The sequence below is a fragment of the Pseudomonas sp. V98_8 genome (genome assembly GCF_029967975.1).
Taxonomy (GTDB): Bacteria; Pseudomonadota; Gammaproteobacteria; order Pseudomonadales; family Pseudomonadaceae; genus Aquipseudomonas; species Aquipseudomonas umsongensis.
In genome coordinates this window covers 1-22,985 of the sequence record NZ_JASCAE010000073.1, presented here as the reverse complement: position 1 = coordinate 22,985, position 22,985 = coordinate 1, and the positions used below count along the sequence as shown (strand labels likewise).

Genomic DNA, 22,985 nt, shown 5'->3' with positions numbered 1-22,985 from the left:
GTTGAATGATCGAACGCATTCGCGAGCAGGCTCGCTCCCACAATGGTTTTCCTTCCTGATCGTTGTTCTCATTCGCTAATTTTTCCGGTTTGCATTCGTTTCATAGGGACGACGTGCCTTTGTGCTTCCTGCCTACTGATCCGGATGCTGAGAAATGAATGCTGAAGACTCCTTGAAACTTGCTCGCCGGTTTATCGGGTTGCCCCTGGAAAAGCGCCAGATGTTCCTTGCGGCCTTGCACAAGGAGGGCGTGGATTTCACCCGGTTTCCGATTCCTGCGGGCGTTGCGGCCGAGGATCGCCAGGCGCTGTCGTACGCCCAGCAACGCATGTGGTTTCTCTGGCAGCTGGACCCGCAAAGCGGCGCCTACAACTTGCCAGGTGCGGTACGCCTGACTGGCCGTCTGAACCCGCTGGCGCTGCAACAGGCATTCGCCAACCTGGTGGCGCGCCACGAAACCTTGCGCATGGTGTTCGCCGTGCAGGCCGACGACAGCCTGCTGCAAGTGCCGGCCGCGGCGCCGCTGCTGATCGAAGAGGTGGATTTCAGTGCCTTGCCGGCCGCCGAGCGCGAGCAGGCCGTGGCCGAAACCGCCGAGCGCCAATCGGTGCTGCCGTTCGACCTGGGCAGTGGCCCGTTGCTGCGCGTCACCTTGCTCAAGCTCGCCGAACAGGAACACGTCCTGCTGCTGACCTTGCACCACATCGTGTCCGACGGTTGGTCGATGAACGTGCTGATCGACGAATTCATCCGCTGCTACGACGCTTTCGATGCAGGGACGCCACCGCAACTGCCGCCGTTGCCCATCCAGTACAGCGACTACGCCCTGTGGCAGCGCCGCTGGCTGGAAGCGGGCGAACAGGCGCGTCAGCTCGACTACTGGCAGACGCAACTGGGCGACGAGCACCCGGTGCTGGAACTGCCCACCGATCACCCGCGTCCGGCGATGCCCAGTTATTGCGGCAGCCGTTATGAGTTCGCCGTCGACGGACAGCTGGCCGAGCAACTGCGGGCCACTGCGCAGAAACACAACATCACTCTGTTTATGCTGCTGCTCGGCGCCTTCAACGTGCTGCTGCACCGCTACACCGGACAGACCGACATCCGCGTCGGCGTACCGATCGCCAACCGCAACCGCGCCGAGATCGAAGGGCTGATCGGTTTCTTCGTCAACACCCAGGTACTGCGCACGCAGCTGGACGGCCAGACCCGGGTCGACGAACTGTTGCGCCGCATCAAGCAAACCGCACTCGGCGCCCAGGCCCACCAGGACCTGCCGTTCGAGCGCCTGGTCGAAGCGCTGAACCTGACCCGCAGCCTCAGCCACACACCACTGTTCCAGGTGATGTACAACCACCAGCCGCAGGTCGCGGACATTTCCACTGTGACCACGGCGTCCGGTCTGATGCTGGGAACGATCGAGAGGCAAGGGCGCACCACCCAGTTCGATCTCACGCTCGACACCTTTGAGAAGGGCGGCAAGCTGCACGCCGCGCTGACCTACGCCAACGACCTGTTCGACGCCGCGACCATCGCGCGCATGGCACAACATTGGACGCACCTGTTACAGGGCATGGTCAGCGATACACGGCAGCGCATCAGCGATCTGCCGCTGCTGGATCAAGCCGAATACCAACTCATCGTCCATGACTGGAACCGGGCCGACGGCAGTTTCGCCCAGGACCTTTGTATTCATGAGTTGATTGGACAGCAAGCGGCTACGTCCCCGGATGCGCTTGCCGTGACCTTCGCCACCCGCCAGCTGACTTATGGCGAACTCGACCAGCAAGCCAATCGCCTGGCACACAAGCTGATCGAGCTGGGCGTCGGCCCGGAAGTGCGGGTCGGCGTGGCCATGCAGCGTTCCGAGCAACTGCTGGTGGCCTTGCTGGCGGTGCTCAAGGCCGGTGGTGCCTACGTGCCGCTGGACCCGGATTACCCCGTCGAACGCGTCGCCTATATGCTTGAAGACAGCCGTGCTTTGGTGCTGCTGACCGAAGCGCAAGTGGCCAAAACCCTGAGCATGGCGAGCGATACCCAAGTACTGCTGATGGACAGCCTCTCGTTGGCGGCTTACCCCATCAGCGCCCCCGTCACCGGCGTCATGCCGGACAATCTGGCCTACGTGATCTACACCTCCGGTTCCACCGGCAAGCCCAAGGGCGTGGCGATTGCCCATCGCAACGTGTTGGCGCTGATCGACTGGTCGCAATCGGTGTACAGCCGCGACGACATTCAAGGCGTGCTGGCTTCGACCTCGGTGTGCTTCGACCTGTCGGTGTGGGAACTGTTCGTCACCCTGGCCAACGGCGGATCGCTGATCATTGCCCGCAACGCCCTGGAGTTGCCGCAGCTGCCGGCCCGGGATCAGGTGCGCTTGATCAACACTGTGCCGTCGGCGATCAATGCGTTGCAGCGCGACGGGCAGATCCCGCCGAGCGTGCGCATCATCAACCTCGCCGGTGAACCGTTGAAACAAAGCCTGGTGGACGCGCTGTACCGGCAGCCGAGCGTCGAGCACGTCTTTGACCTGTACGGTCCGTCGGAAGACACCACCTATTCCACCTGGACCCGCCGCGAGGCCGCTGGCCAGGCCAACATCGGCCGCCCGCTCAAACACACCGCCAGCTATCTGCTGGATGCGGATCTGCAACCGGTGCCGCAAGGCGTATCCGCCGAGCTGTACCTCAGTGGTGCGGGCATCACCCGTGGGTACCTGGCACGGCCAGGCCTGACCGCTGAAAAGTACGTGCCCAATCCGTTTTCCAGCAGCGGCGAACGCCTGTACCGCAGCGGTGACCTGACCCGTTATCAGGCCGACGGCACCCTGCAGTACGTTGGCCGGATCGACCATCAGGTCAAGGTCCGAGGCTTTCGGATCGAGCTGGGTGAAATCGAAGCGCGACTGTTGCAACAGGACGCGGTGCGCGAACTGGCGGTGTTGGCCCAGGACAGTATCAACGGACAGCAGATGGTGGCCTATATCGTGCCCAGCGACTCGGCGTTGCTGGACGACCTCGACGCGCAAGGGCTACTGCGCGAATCCCTGAAAGCGGCATTGCGTCAGCACCTGCCGGACTACATGGTCCCGGCGTTCCTGCTGTTCCTCAAGCAACTGCCGCTGACCCCCAACGGCAAGCTCGACCGCAAGGCGCTGCCGGCGGTGGACGGCAGCCAGCAACAACGCGAACACGTCGCGCCACGCAGTGCCCTGGAAATATCGCTCGCGGCGATCTGGCAGGACGTGCTGGCCATCGACAACGTCGGCCTGGAAGACAACTTCTTCGAACTGGGCGGCGACTCCATCGTCTCGATGCAGGTGGTCAGTCGTGCACGCCAGGCCGGGATCGTGCTCAGCCCCAAGGACCTGTTCCAGCACCAGACCATCCGCTGCCTGGCCCAGGCAGCGCGTAGTGGCGAGCAACAACTGTTCGACCAGGGCCCGGCCAGCGGTGCGGTGGCATTGGCGCCGGTGCAACACTGGTTCTTTGAGCAGGCTATCGCTGTGCGTCAGCACTGGAACCAGTCGCTGTTGCTGGTACCGCGCGAGGCGTTGAACGTCGAAGCGCTGGATCGTGCCCTGGAACATTTGCTGACCCATCACGACAGCCTGCGCCTGCGTTATCAGCAGACTGACAGCGGTTGGCAGCAGGCCTATGCCGCGCCGACCACCGACTCGGTGCTGTGGCAACGCCAGGCACAATCGGTCGAGCAGCTCAGCACCTTGTGCGACGAAGCCCAGCGCAGTCTCGATTTGCACAACGGACCGTTGCTGCGTGCACTGCTGGTTTCAATGGCTGACGGCAACCAGCGTTTGCTGCTGGTAATTCACCATCTGGCGGTGGACGGTGTGTCCTGGCGTGTGCTGCTGGAGGACCTTCAGCACTTCTATAACGGCGGCGCCGCATTGGCAAAAACCAGCTCGTATCAGCGCTGGGGCACGCGCTTGCAGTCGCATCTGCCAGTTTTTGAACGCAGCCTCGGCCACTGGCAGAACCAACTGCAAGACGCGCCAGATGACCTGCCATGCGAACGCCCGAACGGCGCGCTGGAAAACCGCTTCGAACATAAACTCGAACTCAAGCTCGATAGCGAGCAAACCCGCAAGCTGCTGCAACAGGCCCCGGCGGCTTACCGCACCCAGGTCAACGATCTGTTGCTGACCGCACTGGCCCGCGCCGTTTGCCTTTGGAGCGGGCAAGGCAGCGCGCTGATCCAGCTTGAAGGTCATGGCCGCGAAGACCTGTTCGATGACATCGACCTGACGCGTACCGTGGGTTGGTTCACCAGCCTGTTCCCGGTCAATCTCAAACCTGCTGCCGATCTCGGCGCCTCGATCAAATCCATCAAGGAACAACTGCGCAGGATCCCGGACAAGGGGCTGGGCTACGGCGCGCTGCGCTACCTCGGCAGCCCACAGGCACGCGCCGAACTGGCGGCGTTGCCGCAACCGCGCATCACCTTCAACTATCTTGGGCAGTTCGACCGTCAGTTCGAAGCAGGGGCGTTGTTCACCCCGTCTACCGAAGGCAACGGCATCGCGCAGGACCCGTCGGCCCCACTGGGCAACTGGCTGGTGGTTGAAGGCCAGGTCTACGGCGGCGAGTTGTCCCTGAGCTGGGGCTTCAGCCGTGAGATGTTCGACACTGCGACCGTCCAGCGACTGGCCGATGTTTACGCGCAGGAACTGATCGCGCTGATCGAACATTGCTGCACCCTTGAAGCCGCGCAAGCCACGCCATCGGACTTCCCGCTGGCGCGCATCGATCAGGCGCAACTGGACGGGCTGCCGCTCGCCATTGCCAATCTTGAAGACCTGTATCCGCTGTCGCCGATGCAACAGGGCATGCTGTTCCACACCCTGTACGAGCCGCAGGTCGGCGCCTACATCAGTCAGTTGCGCCTGGACATCGGCGGGTTGGACACCGAGCGATTTACCCGCGCCTGGCAAGCCGCGGTTGAGCGTCATGACAGCCTGCGCAGCAGCTACCACTGGCAAGGCCTGGATACCGCACATCAGGCGATTGCCCGACAGGTCGCGTTGCCGCTCCAAGTGCTTGAAGCCACTGACACCGACGCACTGGCCGACGCCGAGCGCGCGCAAGGATTCGAGCTGGGCATGGCGCCGCTGTTTCGCCTGAAACTGGTACGTACCGGCGCTGATGCCTGGCACCTGATCCACACCAGTCACCACATTCTGATGGACGGCTGGAGCAACGCACAGTTGTTGGCCGAAGTGATCCAGCACTACGCCGCCGGCCAGCCGCTGCCAGTGCCAGCCGGTCAATACCGCGACTACCTGGGCTGGTTGCAACAGCAATCGGCAACTGCCGGCGAGCAGTTCTGGAAAGCCGCATTGGCACCGCTGCAAGCGCCGACCTTGCTGGCTGAAGCCTTGCGTCCACCGGTAGACGCGACGGGCAGCGAAGAGCATCGCCTCACACTCGACTGCCGCGCCACCCAGCATCTGGCCGACTTCGCCCGCCAGCACAAAGTCACCCTCAACACCCTGCTGCAAGCGGCCTGGAGCCTGTTGCTGCAACGCTACACCGGCCAGGATTGCGTGGTGTTCGGCGCCACGGTGGCCGGACGTTCGGCGCCGTTGCCGGGGATCGAACAACAGCTGGGCTTGTTCATCAACACCTTGCCGCTGGTGTGCGCGATGAAACCGGACCAGACCGTCAGCCAATGGCTGGGCGAACTGCAAGGCCTGAACCTGGCCATGCGCGAGTTCGAGCATGTGCCGCTGTACGACATTCAGGGCTGGGCGGGGCAGCAGGGGGCTGCGTTGTTCGACAGCCTGCTGGTGTTCGAAAACTTCCCGGTGGCCCAAGCGCTGAAACAGGGCGCGCCGGCCGGGTTGTCGTTCGCCAACCTGCACAACCACGAGCGCACCCACTATCCGTTGACCCTGGGCATCGAATTGGGCGAAGGCCTGGGGCTGGAGTTCAGTTATGACGCGGCGCGTTTCAGCGCGACGCAGATCGCCCAGTTGTCAGCCAATTTGCAGCACCTGCTGATGCAATTGGTGGCATCGCCGCAGGCGGCTTTGGGCTCGCTGGAACTGCTGGACGTCGATGGAAAGAACGCGACGCTCGCGATCAGCCAGCCACCTGCGGTCGAGTTATCCACAACGCTACTGGCCCACGAACAGATCGCCGCGCGAGCCGCTGCCACTCCCGATGCACTGGCATTGCAAGTGGACGGTCACACCCTTAGCTACGGCCAACTCGATGCACAAGCCAACCACCTGGCCCAGCGCCTGATCGACAACGGCGCCGGCCCCGGCAAGCGTGTCGGCCTGGCCGTGCGCCGTGGTCCGCAACTGATCGTCAGCCTGCTGGCGGTCCTGAAAAGCGGCGCGGCCTACGTCCCCCTCGACCCGAAATACCCAACTGAACGCCTGGCCTACATGATCAACGACAGCCGCCTCGACGTGCTGCTCCACGAATCCGGCCTGCTCGAAGATGTGCCAAACGTACAACGCCTAACCCTCGAAGACACCACAACCCCTGTAGGCGCGAAGCTTGTTCGCGAAGAGGCCCGACCAGCCGCCGAAGATCTCGCCTACATCATCTACACCTCCGGCTCCACCGGCCAACCCAAAGGCGTCGCCATCACCCACGCCGCCCTGCGCGAGTTCTGCCAGACCGCCGCCGACTACTCAAGACTGTCACCCACCGATCGCGTCTTGCAATTTGCCACTTTCAGCTTCGACGGCTTCGTCGAGCAGTGCTTCCCGGCGTTGTGCGTCGGCGCAACCTTGATCATGCGCGGCGATGACCTGTGGGACGCTGGCCGACTGGCCTCGGAAATCGTCGAGCAAGGCGTAACCGTGGCGGATTTGCCGGCCGCTTATTGGTTCTTGCTGGCCCGCGAATGCGCCAGCGGTGTCGTGCCAAGCCTCGGCGATTTGCGCCAGGTACACGTCGGTGGCGAAGCCATGTCGGTGGAAGGCCTGCGCCTGTGGCATCAAGCGGGTTTGAGCCACGTGCGCCTGCTCAACACCTACGGGCCGACCGAGGCGACTGTGGTGTCGAGCGTGCATGAATGCCGATTGGCCGATGCCAGCGATGCCTTTGGCATTCCAATCGGTCGCGGCATCCCTGGCCGTGCGCTGTACTTACTGGACGCTGCCGGCCAGCTACTGCCGGCCGACGGCGTTGGCGAGTTGTGCATCGGCGCACCGGCCTGCCTGGCGCAAAGTTATTTCGACCGTCCGGCGCTGACCGCCGAACGTTTCCTGCCGGATCCCTTCGCCCGCGAACCGGGCGCACGGCTGTATCGCAGCGGCGACCTGGCGCGCTACAACGGCAATGGCGACCTGGAATACGTCGGGCGTATCGACCACCAAGTGAAGATTCGCGGTTTTCGCATCGAAATGGGCGAGATCGAAGCCTGTCTGCAAGCCCGGGACGAGGTGCGCGAGGCCGCCGTCATCGCCCAGGACGGCACCCAACTGGTGGCCTACATCGTCGCCAGCAGCACGGTGGTTGCGCAGGCTGAATACCTGGAAGGGCTCAAAGCCGCCCTGCAGCGATCGTTGCCGGAGTACATGGTACCCAACCACATGGTCCTGCTCGACAGGTTGCCGCTCAACAACAACGGCAAGCTCGACCGCAAGGCCTTGCCACGGGTTAAAGCGGGCGATGTGCAACGCGACTTTGTTGCCCCGATGCAAGGGTTGGAAACGCAACTCGCGCAGATCTGGCAAACAGTGCTGCAGGTCGAGAAAGTCGGTCGCGACGACAACTTTTTCGAGCTCGGTGGCCACTCATTGCTAGTGCTGCAAGTGATCTCCCGCGTGCGCCAGCAACTGCAACTCGAGCTGTCGGTGAGCAGCCTGTTCTCGGCGGCGAATCTGGCGCAGTTCGCCGAGCGCGTTGCGCAAGCGAACCTCAGCGGACAACCGCCGCTGCAACGCGCATCGGACGATCAGCCGCGCCTGCTGTCCTACGCCCAGCAACGCCAGTGGATTCTCTGGCAACTGGACCCGCACAGCGCGGCCTACAACATTCCGGCGGCGCTGCGCCTCAAAGGCCCGCTGAACCGCCAGGCCCTGCGCAACACCTTCGCCCGGTTGCAGGTTCGCCACGAAACCCTGCGCACCACCTTCGAACAGGATGGTCAGCGGGCCCGTCCAGTCGTGCATGTCGAGCTGCCGTTGCAGTTCAGCGAACAGCTAATCAATGAGTCGGCAATCAACACTGCGGTGGCCGCAGAAATCGCCCGGCCGTTCGATCTGCGCAACGGCCCGCTGTGGCGCTGTATGCTGCTGCACGTCAGCGCCGAAGACCATGTGCTGGTGCTTACCGTGCATCACATCGCCGCCGATGGCTGGTCGATGCAGGTGATGGTCGATGAATTCAGCGAGCTATACCAAGCTGCCGTTGAAGGGCGTGCGGCCAACCTGTCGGCACTGCCGGTGGCTTACAGCGACTACGCCCGTTGGCAACGCGACTGGCTGGAGGCCGGCGAGGGCGCGCGGCAACTGGCGTGGTGGCGCGAGCAACTGGCGGGTAGCCAGGCGCCGCTGGAGTTGCCGAGTGAACTGACCCGTCCGGCACGGCGTAGCGAGCGCGGTGCCAGCCTGATGTTGAACATCGATCGCCAGTTGCTGGCCGGTTTGCGCGAGCGTGCGCATGAACAACAAGTGACGCTGTTCATGCTGTTGCTGGCGAGTTTCCAAGCCGTACTGCACCGCCAGAGCGGTCAGTCGAGCATCAGTGTCGGGGTGCCAAGTGCAGGGCGTTCGCGCCTGGAAACCGAAGGCCTGATCGGCTTCTTCATCAATACCCAGGTGCTGCGCGCCGAGATCGACGGGCAGCAACCGTTCAGCAAGTTGCTGCAACAGGTCAAGCAAACGGCATTGGACGCCCAGGCTCATCAGGACTTGCCGTTCGAGCAACTGGTCGATGCCCTGCAACCGGACCGCAGCCTCAATCACAGTCCGTTGTTCCAGGTGCTCTACAACCATCAGCAAAAACTGGGTGCCAGTGTCGAGCGCGCGGTGGCCGATTTGCAGGTCGAGCGTCTGCACTGGCAGCAGCACACCGCGCAATTTGATCTGGTGCTCGATACCCAGGAGCAGGGCGATGAACTGGACGCCAGCCTGAGCTACGCCACCGACCTGTACGACGAGGCCTCGATGCAGCGCTTCGCCGAACAGTGGTTGAACCTGTTGCGCGCAGTGGTCGAAAACCCACAGCAGCGCGTCGCCGAACTGCCGCTGCTGCAAGCACCGCAATACGGCGAATTGATCCAGCACTGGAACCCGACCTTCGAGGCACAAGCGCAATCGCCCACCTTGCATCAGCTGTTCGAAGCCCAGGCCGCGCAACGCCCGGACGCCATCGCACTGACCAGCGAAGGCGAGCAGCTGAGCTACGCCGCGCTCAACGCCGAGGCCAATCGCCTGGCTCGCAAACTGCGCGAGCAGGGTGTCGGCCCCGAAGTGCGGGTCGGTATTGCCACCGAGCGGGCAATGCCGCTGGTGGTCGGCTTGCTGGCGATTCTCAAGGCCGGTGGCGCCTACGTGCCGCTGGACCCGCAATACCCGGCCGAGCGCCTGAGCTACATGATCGATGACAGCGGCATTGGGTTGCTGTTGACCCAATCTCACCTGATCGACGGCTTGCCGGCCCGCGAAGGCGTGCAGGTTCTTGATCTGACGGCGTTGCAGTTGGCCCCCTACAGCGCCGACGACCTGGCGCTGTTGGCGACCCCGGACAACCTCGCCTACATGATCTACACCTCCGGCTCAACCGGCCGACCCAAGGGCGCCTTGCTCAGCCATGGCAACGTCGGGCGCCTGCTCACGGCCACCGCTGGCGAATTCAATTTTGGCGTGGACGATGTCTGGACCCTGTTCCATTCCTGCGCCTTCGATTTCTCGGTGTGGGAGTTGTTCGGCTCGTTGTGCACCGGTGGGCGCCTGGTGATCGTGCCGTACTACATCAGTCGCGAACCGCAGGCGTTTCACCGCTTGCTCTGCGATGAAGGGGTGACTGTGCTGAACCAGACCCCGACGGCCTTCCGCCAGTTGCTGCCGATCGCCTGCGCCAGCCCGCGCCAACTGGCATTGCGCCAGGTGATCTTCGGTGGCGAAGCGCTGGAAGTGGCCAGCCTGCGTCCCTGGTTCGAGCGCTTCGGCGACCGGCATCCAACCCTGGTCAACATGTATGGCATCACCGAAACCACGGTGCACGTGACCTACCGCGCGATCCGCGTGGCCGACCTCGACGGCAAGGCCCAGAGCCCAATCGGCCTGCCGATTCGCGACTTGCGCTGGTACTTGCTCGACAGCCAGTTGCAACCGGTACCGGTGGGGGTGGCGGGCGAGTTGCACATCGCCGGCGCCGGCCTGGCGCGCGGTTATCACGGGCGTAGCGGCCTGACCGCCGAGCGTTTCGTGCCAAGCCCCTTCGATGCGGCGCAACGCCTGTATCGCAGTGGCGACCTGGCGCGCCAACGTGTCGACGGCAGCATCGACTACCTGGGGCGGATCGACCAGCAAGTGAAGATCCGCGGGTTCCGTATCGAACTGGGCGAGATCGAAGCGGCCGTGCTGGCGCAGCCGGGCGTGCGTCAGGCGGTGATCAGCGTGCATGTCGACGACGGCGGCCCGCAGCTGTGTGCCTACGTTGTCGCCGAACACACCCCGAACGATCCGATCGCCTGGCGCGACACCCTGCGCGCCGCACTCAGCGTCGATCTGCCGGATTACATGGTGCCAAGGCACTGGTCGTTGCTCGATGCCTTACCGCTGACCAGTAACGGCAAGCTCGACCGCAAGGCCTTGCCGGTGCCGGATGCCGAAACCTGGCAGCGTCCGTTCGCCCCCCCCGAAGGCGAGCTCGAACAGCAACTGGCGGCGATCTGGGCCGAGGTATTGGGCGTTGCCCGGATCGGCCGGCGCGACAACTTCTTCGAATTGGGCGGGCATTCGCTGCTCGCCGCCCAGGCCAGTGCCCGCGTGGAACTGGAACTGGGCATTGAGCTGCCGCTGCGCGTGCTGTTCGAAAGCAACGACCTTCAGGCTTATGCCGCCAACGCCTGGCAACAAGCCCCGACTGACAACGCTGCACGCCTGGATGCGCTTGAGTCGCTTCTGGACGAGATGGAGATCAACTGATGGAACACAGCACCGCCTCGCGTATCGCCTCTCGCTTCGCTGGCCTGCCGGCCGACAAGCGCCGTGAGTTTCTGGCAAAAATGCAGGAGCAGGGCGTGAGCTTCGGCCAGTTGCCGATCCCGCCCGCCACCACGCCGCAAGCGATTTTCGAATTGTCCTATGCGCAGCAGCGTCAATGGTTCCTCTGGCAGCTCGACCCGCAGAGCAGCGCCTACAACATTCCTGCGGCCCTGCGTCTGCAGGGGCCACTGAATCTTGGGGCGTTGCAACAGAGTTTCGACCTGCTGCTGGAGCGTCATCAGAGCCTGCGCAGCCGTTTTATCGAGGAAGACGGCCAGGTGATGCAAGCCCTGGCGAGCTTCAACACGCTGCCCATCGAACAGCACGATCTGCGCGCCGAGCCCGAGACGCTACGGCTTGAATCGGCGATGAAAAAAGTCGAGGCGGAGATTGCCCGGCCGTTCGACCTGCAACGCGGCCCGCTGTTGCTCGTCAGCCTGTTGCAGCTGGACCTTGATGACCATGTGCTGGTGCTGACCCTGCATCACATCGTCACTGATGGCTGGTCGATGGGCGTGCTGGTCGAAGAATTCTCAAGGCTCTACGCGGCCCATTGCCAAGGCCAGAGTGCTGGACTTGCAGCGTTGCCGATCCAGTATTCGGACTATGCGGCCTGGCAGCGGCGCTGGATGGAAGCCGGCGAGCTTGAACGTCAACTCGATTGGTGGCGTGAAAAGCTCGGCAGCGAACAGCCGTTGCTGGCGTTGCCCACCGATCGCCCGCGTCCGGCACAACCGAGCCAGCACGGCGCTCGTCTGGACTTCGCCCTGGATGCCACGCTCGCCACCGGCCTGATGTCCCTGGCCAGACAGCGCGGCGTCACGCCATTCATGCTGTTGCTGGCCAGTTTCCAGGCCTTGCTCTATCGCTACAGCGGCCAATCCGACCTGCGCATCGGTGTGCCGATCGGCAACCGCAATCGCACCGAGACCCGTGGTTTGATCGGCTTTTTCGTCAACACCCAGGTGATGCGCGCCGAACTCGATGGCCAGCTGCCGTTTAGTCAACTGCTCGACCAGACCCGCGCCTTTGCCCTGGATGCCCAGGATTACCAGGACCTGCCGTTCGAGCGCCTGGTGCAGGCGCTGCAAGGCGAACGCAGCCTGAGCCACAGCCCGTTGTTCCAGGTGATGTTCAACCACCAGCAGGCCAAACCCGCAGCGGTCAGCGGCTTACTGGCCGGCTTGCAGGTCGAGGCGCTGAACGCCACGGCGCACACCACCCAGTTCGACCTGCAACTGGACACCCAGGAAGAGGGCGACAAGCTGTTCGCCAGCCTGACCTACGCCACCGACCTGTTCGACGCCGAACGCATCGAGCACCTGGCCCGGCATTGGCGCAACCTGCTGGCCGGGGTGCTGGCGAACCCGCAAACCCCGCTGGCCGAATTGCCGTTGCTCGATGCCGACGAGCACCTGCGCATCCTCGACGACCTCAACGACACCGCTCAAGACTATCCGGGCGAAGTCTGCGTACAGCGGCATTTCGAAGCGCGGGTGGTGGAAAATCCCCAGGCGACGGCGCTGGTGTTCCAGGGCCAGTCCCTGAGCTACGCCGCGCTCAACCAGCGGGCGAACCGCCTGGCCCATCACTTGCGCGCCCAGGGTGTCGGCCCGGAAGTGATCGTCGGGATCGCCTGCGAGCGTTCGCTGGAAATGGTCGTCGGCCTGCTGGCGATCCTCAAGGCGGGCGGCGCCTACGTGCCGCTGGACCCGCAATACCCGCTCGATCGCCTGGATCACATGATCGAGGACAGCGGCATTGCCCTGCTGTTGACCCAGGAGCACCTGCTGGCGCAACTGCCGACGCCGGACAGCGTGCGCACCCTGTGCCTGCAAGCGCATTCCGAGTGGCTGAGCGAACTGCCGGGCGATGATCTGCCCAACCTCGCTGTCGGCGAAAACCTCGCCTACATGATCTACACCTCCGGTTCCACCGGAAAACCGAAAGGCGCGGGCAACCGTCATGTAGCCTTGCATAACCGCCTCGAGTGGATGCAGCAGGCCTACAACTTGCTGCCGAGCGACCGCGTGCTGCAAAAGACGCCCTTCAGTTTCGACGTGTCGGTCTGGGAGTTTTTCTGGCCACTGATGAAAGGTGCGACGCTGGTCATCGCCGCTCCAGGCGAGCATCGCGATCCGCAACGCCTCGCTGCACTGATCGTCGAGCAAGCCATCACCACGCTGCACTTCGTGCCGTCGATGCTCTCGGCCTTCATCGCTGCCGATGAGGCGCTGGCCTGCACCTCACTGACCCGCATCATCTGCAGCGGCGAAGCATTGCCGATGGAACTGCAACGCCAGACTCTGCGCGCTCTGCCGCAAGCCCGACTGTACAACCTGTATGGCCCGACCGAAGCGGCGATCGACGTGACCCACTGGACCTGTGTGGAGGAGAGCCGCGACAGCGTGCCGATCGGCCGGCCGATCGCCAACCTGCGCACCTTGATCCTCGACAGCGAACTGCAACCTTTGCCGCTGGGCGCGGTGGGCGAACTGTACCTGGGCGGTATCGGCCTGGCCCGGGGTTATCATCGCCGTGGCGCGTTGACCGCCGAGCGTTTCGTGGCCGACCCGTTTGGCAGCGGCGAACGTCTGTACCGCACCGGCGACCTGGCGCGCTACCGTGCCGATGGCGCCATTGAGTACGGCGGGCGGATCGACCATCAGGTGAAGATTCGCGGCCTGCGTATCGAACTGGGGGAAATCGAAGCGCGCCTGCAAGAACATGCCAGCGTGCAGGAAGCCGTGGTGCTGGCCCTCGATGGCCCGAGCGGTAAGCAGCTGGTGGCATACATCGTGCCGCAGGATCGTGCGTTACTCGGTGCCGATGCGGTGCGGCAAGGCAGCTGGCGCGAATCCCTGAAAAGCCATCTGCTCGGCAGCCTGCCGGACTACATGGTGCCGGCGCAGACCGTGCTGATCGAACACATGCCCCTGAGCCCCAACGGCAAACTCGAGCGCAAGCGCCTGCCGGCCCCCACCGCGCAGGTCAGCCAGCGCGGGTTCGAAGCCCCGCGCAGCGAACACGAGCGCGTGCTGGCGCAGATCTGGCAGGACGTGCTGGGCCTGGAGCAGGTCGGGCGCCAGGACAACTTCTTCGAACTGGGCGGTGACTCTATCATTTCGATCCAGGTGGTCAGCCGCGCACGGCGTGCCGGTCTCGGCTTGCAACCGCGCGACCTGTTCCAGCAGCAGACCTTGCAGGCCCTGGCCGCTGTCGTGAAAGAACAGGCGGCGCCCCTGGCGCATCAAGGGCCGGTGGACGGCGTGCAGATACTCACGCCGATCCAGCGCTGGTTCTTCGAGCAAGCTATCCCGCAGCGCGCCCACTGGAACCAGGCGGTGTTGCTGACGCCGCGCGAAACCCTCGAACTGCCACGCCTGCAAGGCGCCTTGCAACGGGTGCTCAAGCAACACGATGCCCTGCGCTTGCGTTTCAGCCAGGTCGACGGGCAATGGTCGGCGCGCTACGTCGGCGCTGACAGTGCCGATGTCATCGACATGCTCTGGACCGCTCGCGTTGCCAGCGATGCGTCGCTCGAATCGGTGTGCGACGAAGCCCAGCGCAGTCTCAGCCTGCAAGACGGGCCATTGCTGCGCGTGGCGCTGATCGCCCAGGCCGATGGAGCCCAGCGTTTGCTGTTGGTCATCCACCATCTGGCCGTGGACGGGGTTTCCTGGCGGGTGCTGCTGGAAGATTTGCAGGCCGCTTATCAAGGCCAGGCACTGCCCCCCAAAAGCAGTGCCTTCCAGGCCTGGGGCGAAAAGCTCGATGCTTATGCGAAGTCCGAAACGGCCATGAAGGAATTGAGCGGGTGGCAGAGCCATCTGCACGGTGCCAGTGACTCGTTGCCGTTGGCCAATGCACAAGCGAATCAGGCCGGGCATTTGCGCCAAGGCGTCAGCGTCGGTCTGGACCGCGAGCAGACCCGCCAACTGCTGCAACAGGCGCCGGCGACCTATCGCACTCAAGTCAATGACCTGCTGCTGACCGCATTGGCGCGTACCCTCAGCCGCTGGACCGGCAACGAGTCGGCGCTGATCCAGCTCGAAGGCCATGGCCGCGAAGCGCTGTTCGACGACATCGACCTGACCCGCACCGTCGGCTGGTTCTCCAGCCTGTTCCCGGTGCGCCTGACGCCGACCGCCGACCTCGGCGGCTCGATCAAGGCGATCAAACAACAACTGCGAGAAATCCCCGGCAAAGGCCTGGGTTACGGCCTGTTGCGCTACATGGGCGATGCAGCGGCGCAAGCGGCCCTGACGGCATTGCCACAGGCCCGGGTGACCTTCAATTACCTCGGCCAGTTCGACCAGAGCTTTGCCAAGGATGCCTTGTTCACGCCGGCTCGCGAATTCAGCGGCGCTGCGCAGTCGGCGCATGCGCCGTTGCCGAATTGGCTGTCGGTGGACGGCCAGGTCTATGGCGGTGAACTGAAACTCGACTGGACCTTCAGCCGCGAATGCTTCGAGCTGCGCGAAATCGAAGCCCTGGCGAACGATTTCTGCGCTGAACTGTTGGCGCTGATCGACCATTGCCTGAGTGACGGAGCGGGAGGCGTGACCCCGGCGGACTTCCCGCTGGCGCGCTTGAGCCAGGCACAACTCGACGCGCTGCCAGTGCCGCCCGGGCAGATCGAGGATGTGTACCCGCTGTCGCCCATGCAGGCGGGTCTGCTGTTCCACAGCCTGTATGAGTCCGAATCCGGCGCCTACGTGAACCAGCTCAGTGTCGAAGCCCGTGGCCTCGATGCCGATCGTTTGGGCCGTGCCTGGCAAGCCGTGCTCGACAGCCACGCGATCCTGCGCAGCAGCTTCCACTTCCCCGAAGGTTTCGAGGCGCCGGTGCAACTGGTGCATCGTCACCTGCGATTGCCGCTGACCTGCCTCGACTGGCGCAACCGCGTCGATCAGGCCGAGGCGCTGGTGCAACTGACCGACAGCGAACGCCTGCAACTCGATCCGACCCGCGCACCGCTGATGCGCCTGACCCTGGTGCGTCTGGACGACGAGCGCCAGCAACTGATCTACACCCACCATCACCTGCTACTCGATGGCTGGAGCCATTCGCTGCTGCTCAGTGAAGTCCTGCAGCGTTATGCCGGTCAGGACGTCGCGGCGCCAACCGGGCGTTTCGCCGACTACATTGGCTGGTTGCAACGTCAGGATGCCCAGGCCGACGAGCTGTTCTGGCGCGAGCAACTGGCGACACTCGACAACCCGACCCTGTTGGCTGAAAGCCTGACCCATAACAATCTGTCGGACAACGTATTTGCCGATCACCGCCAGACCTTCGACGTCGCCACCAGCAAGCGCTTCAGCGACTTTGCCCGTCAGCAGAAAGTGACGCTTAACACCTTGGTGCAAGGTGCCTGGGCACTGCTGCTGCAACGCTACAGCGGCCAACGCAGCGTGGCGTTCGGCGCCACGGTGGCGGGGCGTCCGGTGGATTTGCCGGGGGCGGAAAGCCAGCTCGGGCTGTTCATCAACACCCTGCCGGTGATCAGCAGTCCGGACGCCGTCGAAAGTGTCGAGCAATGGCTGACGCGTTTGCAGGCGCAGAACCTGGAACTGCGTGAACACGAATTCACCGCGCTGGGCGATATCCAGCGTTGGGCCGGACGGGCCGGCGAGCCACTGTTCGACAGCTTGCTGGTGTTCGAAAACTTCCCGGTGGCCGAGGCCTTGCAGCAGGGCGCACCGGCTGGCGTGAGTTTCTCGATTCCACAAAACCACGAGCGCACCAACTTCCCGCTGACCTTGGCGGCCACCGTGGAAAACCAACTCAGTATCAACTGGAGTTACCAGTGCAGCCACTTCGGCCACAAGGCGATTGTGCGCATGAGCGAGCACCTGGCCGCGTTGTTGACGGCGATGGTGGCTGCACCACAAGCGGCCTTGAGCGAGCTGGACCTGCTGACCGAGGTGGAGCGCACGCAGCAATTGCTGGAGTGGAACCCGCCGTTCACCGCAGAAAGAAATCCGCTGTGCGTGCATCAACTGATCGAGGCCCAGGCGATTATCCGACCTGACGCCACGGCGCTGATCTTCAATGACCTCGAGCTGAGCTTCGACCAACTCAATCGCCGTGCCAACCAGTTGGCCCATCGCCTGCGCGCCTTGGGTATCGGCCCGGAAGTGCGGGTCGGCCTGGCCATGCAGCGCTCGCCAGAGATGATCATCGGCCTGCTGGCGATCCTCAAGGCCGGAGGCGCCTACGTGCCGCTGGACCCGGCCTACCCGGCGCAGCGCCTGCGCTACCTGATGGACGACAGCGGTATTTGCCTGCTGGTCAGCCAATCCTGGCTGCGGGAAAAACTGCCACTGCCCGAAGGCTTGCCGGTGCTGGAAATCGACCGCGAAGCGCTGGCGGGCGTGCCTGAGAGCAACCCGGTCAACCTGACCTGTGGAGAAAACCTCGCCTACCTGATCTATACCTCCGGTTCCACCGGGCGGCCCAAAGGCGTCAGCGTGGCCCACGGCCCGTTGGCCATGCACTGCGTAAAGATCGGCGAGTTGTACGGCATGACCCCGGACGACCGCGAACTGCAATTTGCCTCGATCAGCTTCGACGGCGCCCACGAGCGCTGGCTGACGCCCCTGGTGTTCGGTTCGGCGGTGATGCCGCGCGACGACGAGTTGTGGAGCGTGGAGCGCACCTGCGCCGAGATCGAAAAGCACGGTATCACCATCGCCTGTTTCACCCCGACCTACCTGGGGCAGATCGCCGATTTCATGGGCGAAGCCGGGCGTGACCTGCCGATCCGCTCCTACACCCCGTGCGGTGAGGGCATGGCCAAGCATGCGTTCGACGAAGTGCAGCAAGTCCTGCAACCCAAGCGCTTGATCAACGGTTATGGCCCGACCGAAACGGTGATCACGCCGCTGATCTGGCTGGCCTATCCGGACACCGAATTCGACTCGGCGTTCATGCCGATTGGCCGGCCGGTGGGCAACCGCAGCGCCTACATCCTCGACAGCGGGTTGCAGCCGTTGCCGGTTGGCGTGGCGGGTGAGTTGTACCTGGGCGGCGAGGGCGTTGCCCGTGGTTATCACCAGCGTCCTGACCTGACTGCCGAACGCTTCGTGCCCGATCCGTTCGTGCCGGGGGCGCGTCTGTACCGCAGTGGCGACCTGGCGCGGTTCCGTGCCGATGGTGTCGTCGAATACCTGGGCCGTATCGACCAGCAAGTGAAGATTCGCGGCTTCCGTATCGAACTCGGCGAAATCGAAGCCTGCCTGCTCGAACATGAAGGCGTGCGTGAAGCCTTTGTGATTGATCGCGACGGTCCGGTGGGCCGGCAACTGGTGGGCTACGTGGTGCCGCGCGATCCACTGGCTGACGAGCAGGCGCTGCGTGACGCTTTGACGGCGCACCTGCGCAGCCGCTTGCCGGCGCACATGCTGCCGGCGCATCTGATGTGCCTGGCCGCGTTGCCGCTGACGCCGAATGGCAAGCTCGATCGCCAGGGTTTGCCAGCGCCTGAGGCGACTCGACACACTCAGGATCAAGTGGCCGCCGCGTCGCCTGCCGAAGCGCTGTTGGTGGACATCTGGCAGGACTTGCTCGGCCTGGACTCGGTGGGCGTCACCGAAAACTTCTTCGAACTGGGCGGTGATTCGATCATCTCGCTGCAAGCGGTGAGCCGGGCCGGGCAGCGCGGGCTGGTATTCAGTCCCAAGCAGTTGTTCGAGCAGCAGAGCATTCGTGCACTGGCCGCCGTGGCGAGCCGTCGTGAAGCCGTGTTGGTCGAAGTGCCTGCAGTCGAGGAATTTTCCTTGGTGCCGCACATCGATTCCACCGCCCGCGAAGGCTTACAAGACTTGTATCCGCTGTCGCCGATGCAGCAGGGCATGCTGTTTCATTGCCTCGAATCGCCGCAGCTCAACCCCTACGTCAACCAGTTGAGCGTGGCGGTGGGCGGCCTGCAGGTGCCGCGATTCCGCGCGGCGTGGCAAGCCTTGATCGAGCGTCATGAAGTGCTGCGCGCCGCGTTCCGTTGGCGCGATGGCCTGGCCGATCCGCTGCAAGCGGTGTTCGCCAGCGTCGAGTTGCCGATCGAGGAACTCGACTGGCGTGAGCACCGCGACACGGAAAAGGCGCTGGGCGAACTGGCCGCCGCCGAACAGGCCAAGGGTTTCGACCTGAGCTGCCCGCCGCTGATGCGCTTTATCCTGGTGCGCCTGGGTGAAGAACGGTACCAGATGATCTGGATCTACCATCACCTGCTGCTCGATGGCTGGAGTGCCTCGCGCCTGCTGGGCGAGATGCTGCGCCTGTACCACCACGACAGCCTGCCGGCGCTGACCGGGCGTTACGCCGACTACATCGCCTGGTTGCAGCGCCAGGACCAGGCGCAGTCAGAAACCTTCTGGCGTGAGCGCCTGGCGTCGCTCGAGGCACCGACCATCCTGGCCTCGGCTTCGGGTGCCGCAGGTTCCGGCCACGGCGTGATGTACAGCGACCTCGACGCCGAGGCTACGCGCAAGTTGCACCGTTTCGCCAAACGTCAGCGCGTCACCCTCAATACCTTGGTGCAAGGCGCCTGGCTGTTGCTGCTGCAACGGCACAGCGGCCAACGCAGCGTAGCGTTCGGGGCCACGGTGGCGGGGCGGCCGACGGGGCTGGCCGGTGCCGAGGACATGCTCGGCCTGTTCATCAACACCTTGCCGGTGATTCAGGTCCTCGACCCGCACCAGCCGCTGGGCGAGTGGCTGCGCGACTTGCAGGACTACAACCTGGCCGTGCGCGACTACGAACACACGCCATTGTCCGACGTCCAGCGCTGGGCGGGGCAGGGTGGCCAGGGTCTGTTCGACAGCATCATCGTGTTTGAAAACCATCCGGTGGACCGTGCCTTGAAAGGGGGCGAGGAAGGTGAGCTGCGCTTCGCCGAAGTCGGCAGCGGCGGCGTCACCAACTTCCCGATGGACTTGATGGTCAGCGCCAACGATCAGGGCCTGGAAGTCGAGTACCTGTACCTGCGAGATCGCTTCAGTGAACAGCAAGTGCAGCGCATTCGCGCACAGTTGGAAGGTTTGCTGCGTGCGTTGTCAGAGGATGCGGACTGTCTGCTCGGTAACATCGGCCTGCCCGAAGCGCGCGTGAGCCTGCCGCAAGGCTGCAGCGACAACCCTGATCTGCTGCACAGCTTCAATCAGCATGTGCGCAACCAACCGCAGAAAATCGCCTTGTTCTGTGAGGATCGTGAAGTCAGCTACGCCGATCTTGAACAGCAGGCCAATGCGCTGGCGCAGCTGTTGATCAGTCGAGGCATTGGCCCGGAAAGCCTGGTGGCGGTAGCCTTGCCCCGTTCGGAACGCACCCTCGTCGCGTTCCTTGCCGTGCTCAAGGCCGGCGCGGCCTATCTGCCGCTGGACCTGTCATACCCGGCCGAGCGCCTGGCCTACATGCTCGATGATTCGGCCGCCAGCCTGCTGCTGTGCGACAGCGACCTGGATGATCGCCTGGTACTGGCCGACAGCCCGCCACGCGTGTTGCTGGATCAGACGAGCCTGGTTGGCAACATCGAGTGCCCGGTTTCCCATCCACTGTCGGGACACCTGGCGTACCTGATCTACACCTCCGGCTCCACCGGCCAGCCCAAAGGCGTGGCGGTGGAACGTGGACCGATTGCCCGGCATTGTCGCGGCATCATCGACCTCTACGAACTGGCGCCGCGCAGCCGCGAACTGCACTTCATGTCGTTCGCCTTCGACGGTGCCCAGGAACGCTGGCTGAGCGTGCTGTTGGCCGGTGGCAGCCTGGTGATTCGTGAAGACAATCTGTGGACCCCGGAACAGACCCTGGAGGTGCTGCACCGCCACAATGTTACCGTCGCCTGCTTCCCGCCGGCGTACCTGCAACAGATGGCCGAAGTGGCCGAGCGTCTGGGCAATCCGCCGGCGGTCGAGGTGTATTGCTTTGGCGGTGATGCGGTGCCGGACGCCAGCTTCGAGCAGGTCAAGCGCGCCCTGCGCCCGCAGCGCCTGGTCAACGGCTACGGCCCGACCGAAACCGTGGTCACGCCGCTGCTGTGGCGTGCGCAAGCCAGCGAAACCTGCGAGGCGGCCTATGCGCCGATTGGCCGTGGTGTGGCGGGCCGTGGCCTGTACATCCTCGACGCCGACCTCAATCCGTTGCCGGTCGGTGTCAGCGGCGAACTGTACCTGGGCGGCGAATGCCTGGCACGGGGTTATCACCAGCGACCGGGCATGAGCGCCGAGCGTTTCATTGCCGATCCGTTCGCGGCCGGTGGTCGCATGTACCGCACCGGCGATCTGGTGCGCCAGCGCGAGTGTGGGTTGATCGACTACCTTGGCCGGCTCGACCAGCAAGTGAAGATCCGCGGCTTCCGCATCGAACTGGGCGAGATCGAAGCCCGTCTGCGTGATTGCGTTGCAGTGCAGGATGCCGCCGTGGTGGTGCACGACACGCCGACCGGCAAACAGTTGGTCGGGTATGTGGTGGCCGCCGCTGCTGCCGCTGCCGGACTGGATCGGCGATTGAAAGCCGATCTGCAAGCGCAACTGCCGGACTACATGGTGCCAGCGCGAATCCTGGTGCTGGCGCGCTTCCCGCTGTCGGCCAACGGCAAGCTTGATCGTCGTGCACTGCCGGTGCCGGAATGGACGCTTGGCGGTTACCGCGCGCCGCGTAACGCGCTGGAATGCGCGCTGGCGACGATCTGGCAAGAGGTATTGGGCGTGCCGCAAGTGGGCATCGACGACAATTTCTTCGAACTCGGCGGCGACTCATTGCAGGTGCTTAAAGTCATCTCGCGGGTGCGCAGCCAGCCGCAACTGGGCTTCGAACTGAAACTGCGCGACCTGATGCAGAAACCCTGCATCGCTGAACTCAGCGGCTACCAGGCTGCCGAGACTTCGAGTGCGCCGGACCCGTTGCTGGCCTTGAATGGTCGGGTGGCGAAGGTGCCGGCGCTGTTCTGCCTGCACGCCGGGTTCGGCACGGTGTTCGACTACGAGCCGCTGGCCCGTCGCCTGGAAGGCCGGCGCACGGTGTACGGCCTGCAATGCCGCATGCTGCTCGACCCGCAATGGCAGGATGTGTCGTTGCTGGCGATGGCGCAGGCCTATGTGCAGCGAATCCGTACACAACAACCTCAAGGCCCGTACTACCTGCTCGGCTGGTCGCTGGGTGGCGCGTTGACGCAACTGGTTGCCCATGAACTGGAGTCGCAAGGGCAGGCGGTCGCCTTTGCCGGGCTGGTCGACACCTATGTGGCGGGTACTGCGAAAGCGGGGGACTGGCGCGAAGATCTGGCGGACTTCCTGAAGTTTGTCCTCGGTCAACCGTCTGAACAAGCACAGGCATTGATTGCCTTGAAAGCCGCGGGCCTGAACGAGCGCGAAGGCGCCGCCGCGGTGATCGAAGCGGCGATGCATGGCTCTAATGACCACGCAGCGCTGGGCACCAGTGAACTGACGCAGATCTTCGCCACCGGCTCGTCGCTCAAACAACTCGCCCTGGCCCAGCGGCAATTGCCGAAGGTACAGGTCGGTACCCATCGATGGTGGATGGCCGGGCGCGACGACGAACGCCGGGTGTTCGAAGCCCAGGTGGGGCATCACGGAGTGGATCGTCTGTTGGCGGGTGGGCACTACGAGTTGCTGCGCGGTGAAGAGTTGCTCGACGAACTTGAACAGCTATTGGAGCACAGCCCGGCTATCGCGTAACCGCCAGTCATGCGCAAAACCCATGTGGGAGCGGGCTTGCTCGCGAATGCGGAGTGTCAGCGACATGAATGTTCACTGACACTCCGCATTCG

General features: G+C 64.0%; 2 protein-coding genes. Both read left to right on the top strand.

All coding sequences use genetic code 11. From position 1 onward, the window contains the following. Positions 1-154: 154 nt before the first annotated feature. Positions 155-11,134 (top strand): non-ribosomal peptide synthetase, encoded by a 10,980-nt coding sequence (locus QLG10_RS22535; protein ID WP_282488054.1) that lies wholly within the window; start codon positions 155-157, stop codon positions 11,132-11,134. Further along, positions 11,134-22,893 carry a non-ribosomal peptide synthetase gene (locus tag QLG10_RS22530; protein WP_282488053.1) on the top strand — a complete coding sequence of 3,920 codons (11,760 nt, stop codon included), beginning with the start codon at positions 11,134-11,136 and terminating at the stop codon, positions 22,891-22,893. Before QLG10_RS22535 ends, QLG10_RS22530 begins: the two co-directional genes overlap by 1 nt. The last annotated feature ends 92 nt before the right edge of the window (positions 22,894-22,985 follow it).

Bases quoted from the DNA above. Each gene is read 5' to 3' on its own strand.
- QLG10_RS22535 (WP_282488054.1), top strand. From the start codon at position 155: ATGAATGCTGAAGACTCCTTGAAACTTGCTCGCCGGTTTATCGGGTTG.
- QLG10_RS22530 (WP_282488053.1), top strand. From the start codon at position 11,134: ATGGAACACAGCACCGCCTCGCGTATCGCCTCTCGCTTCGCTGGCCTG.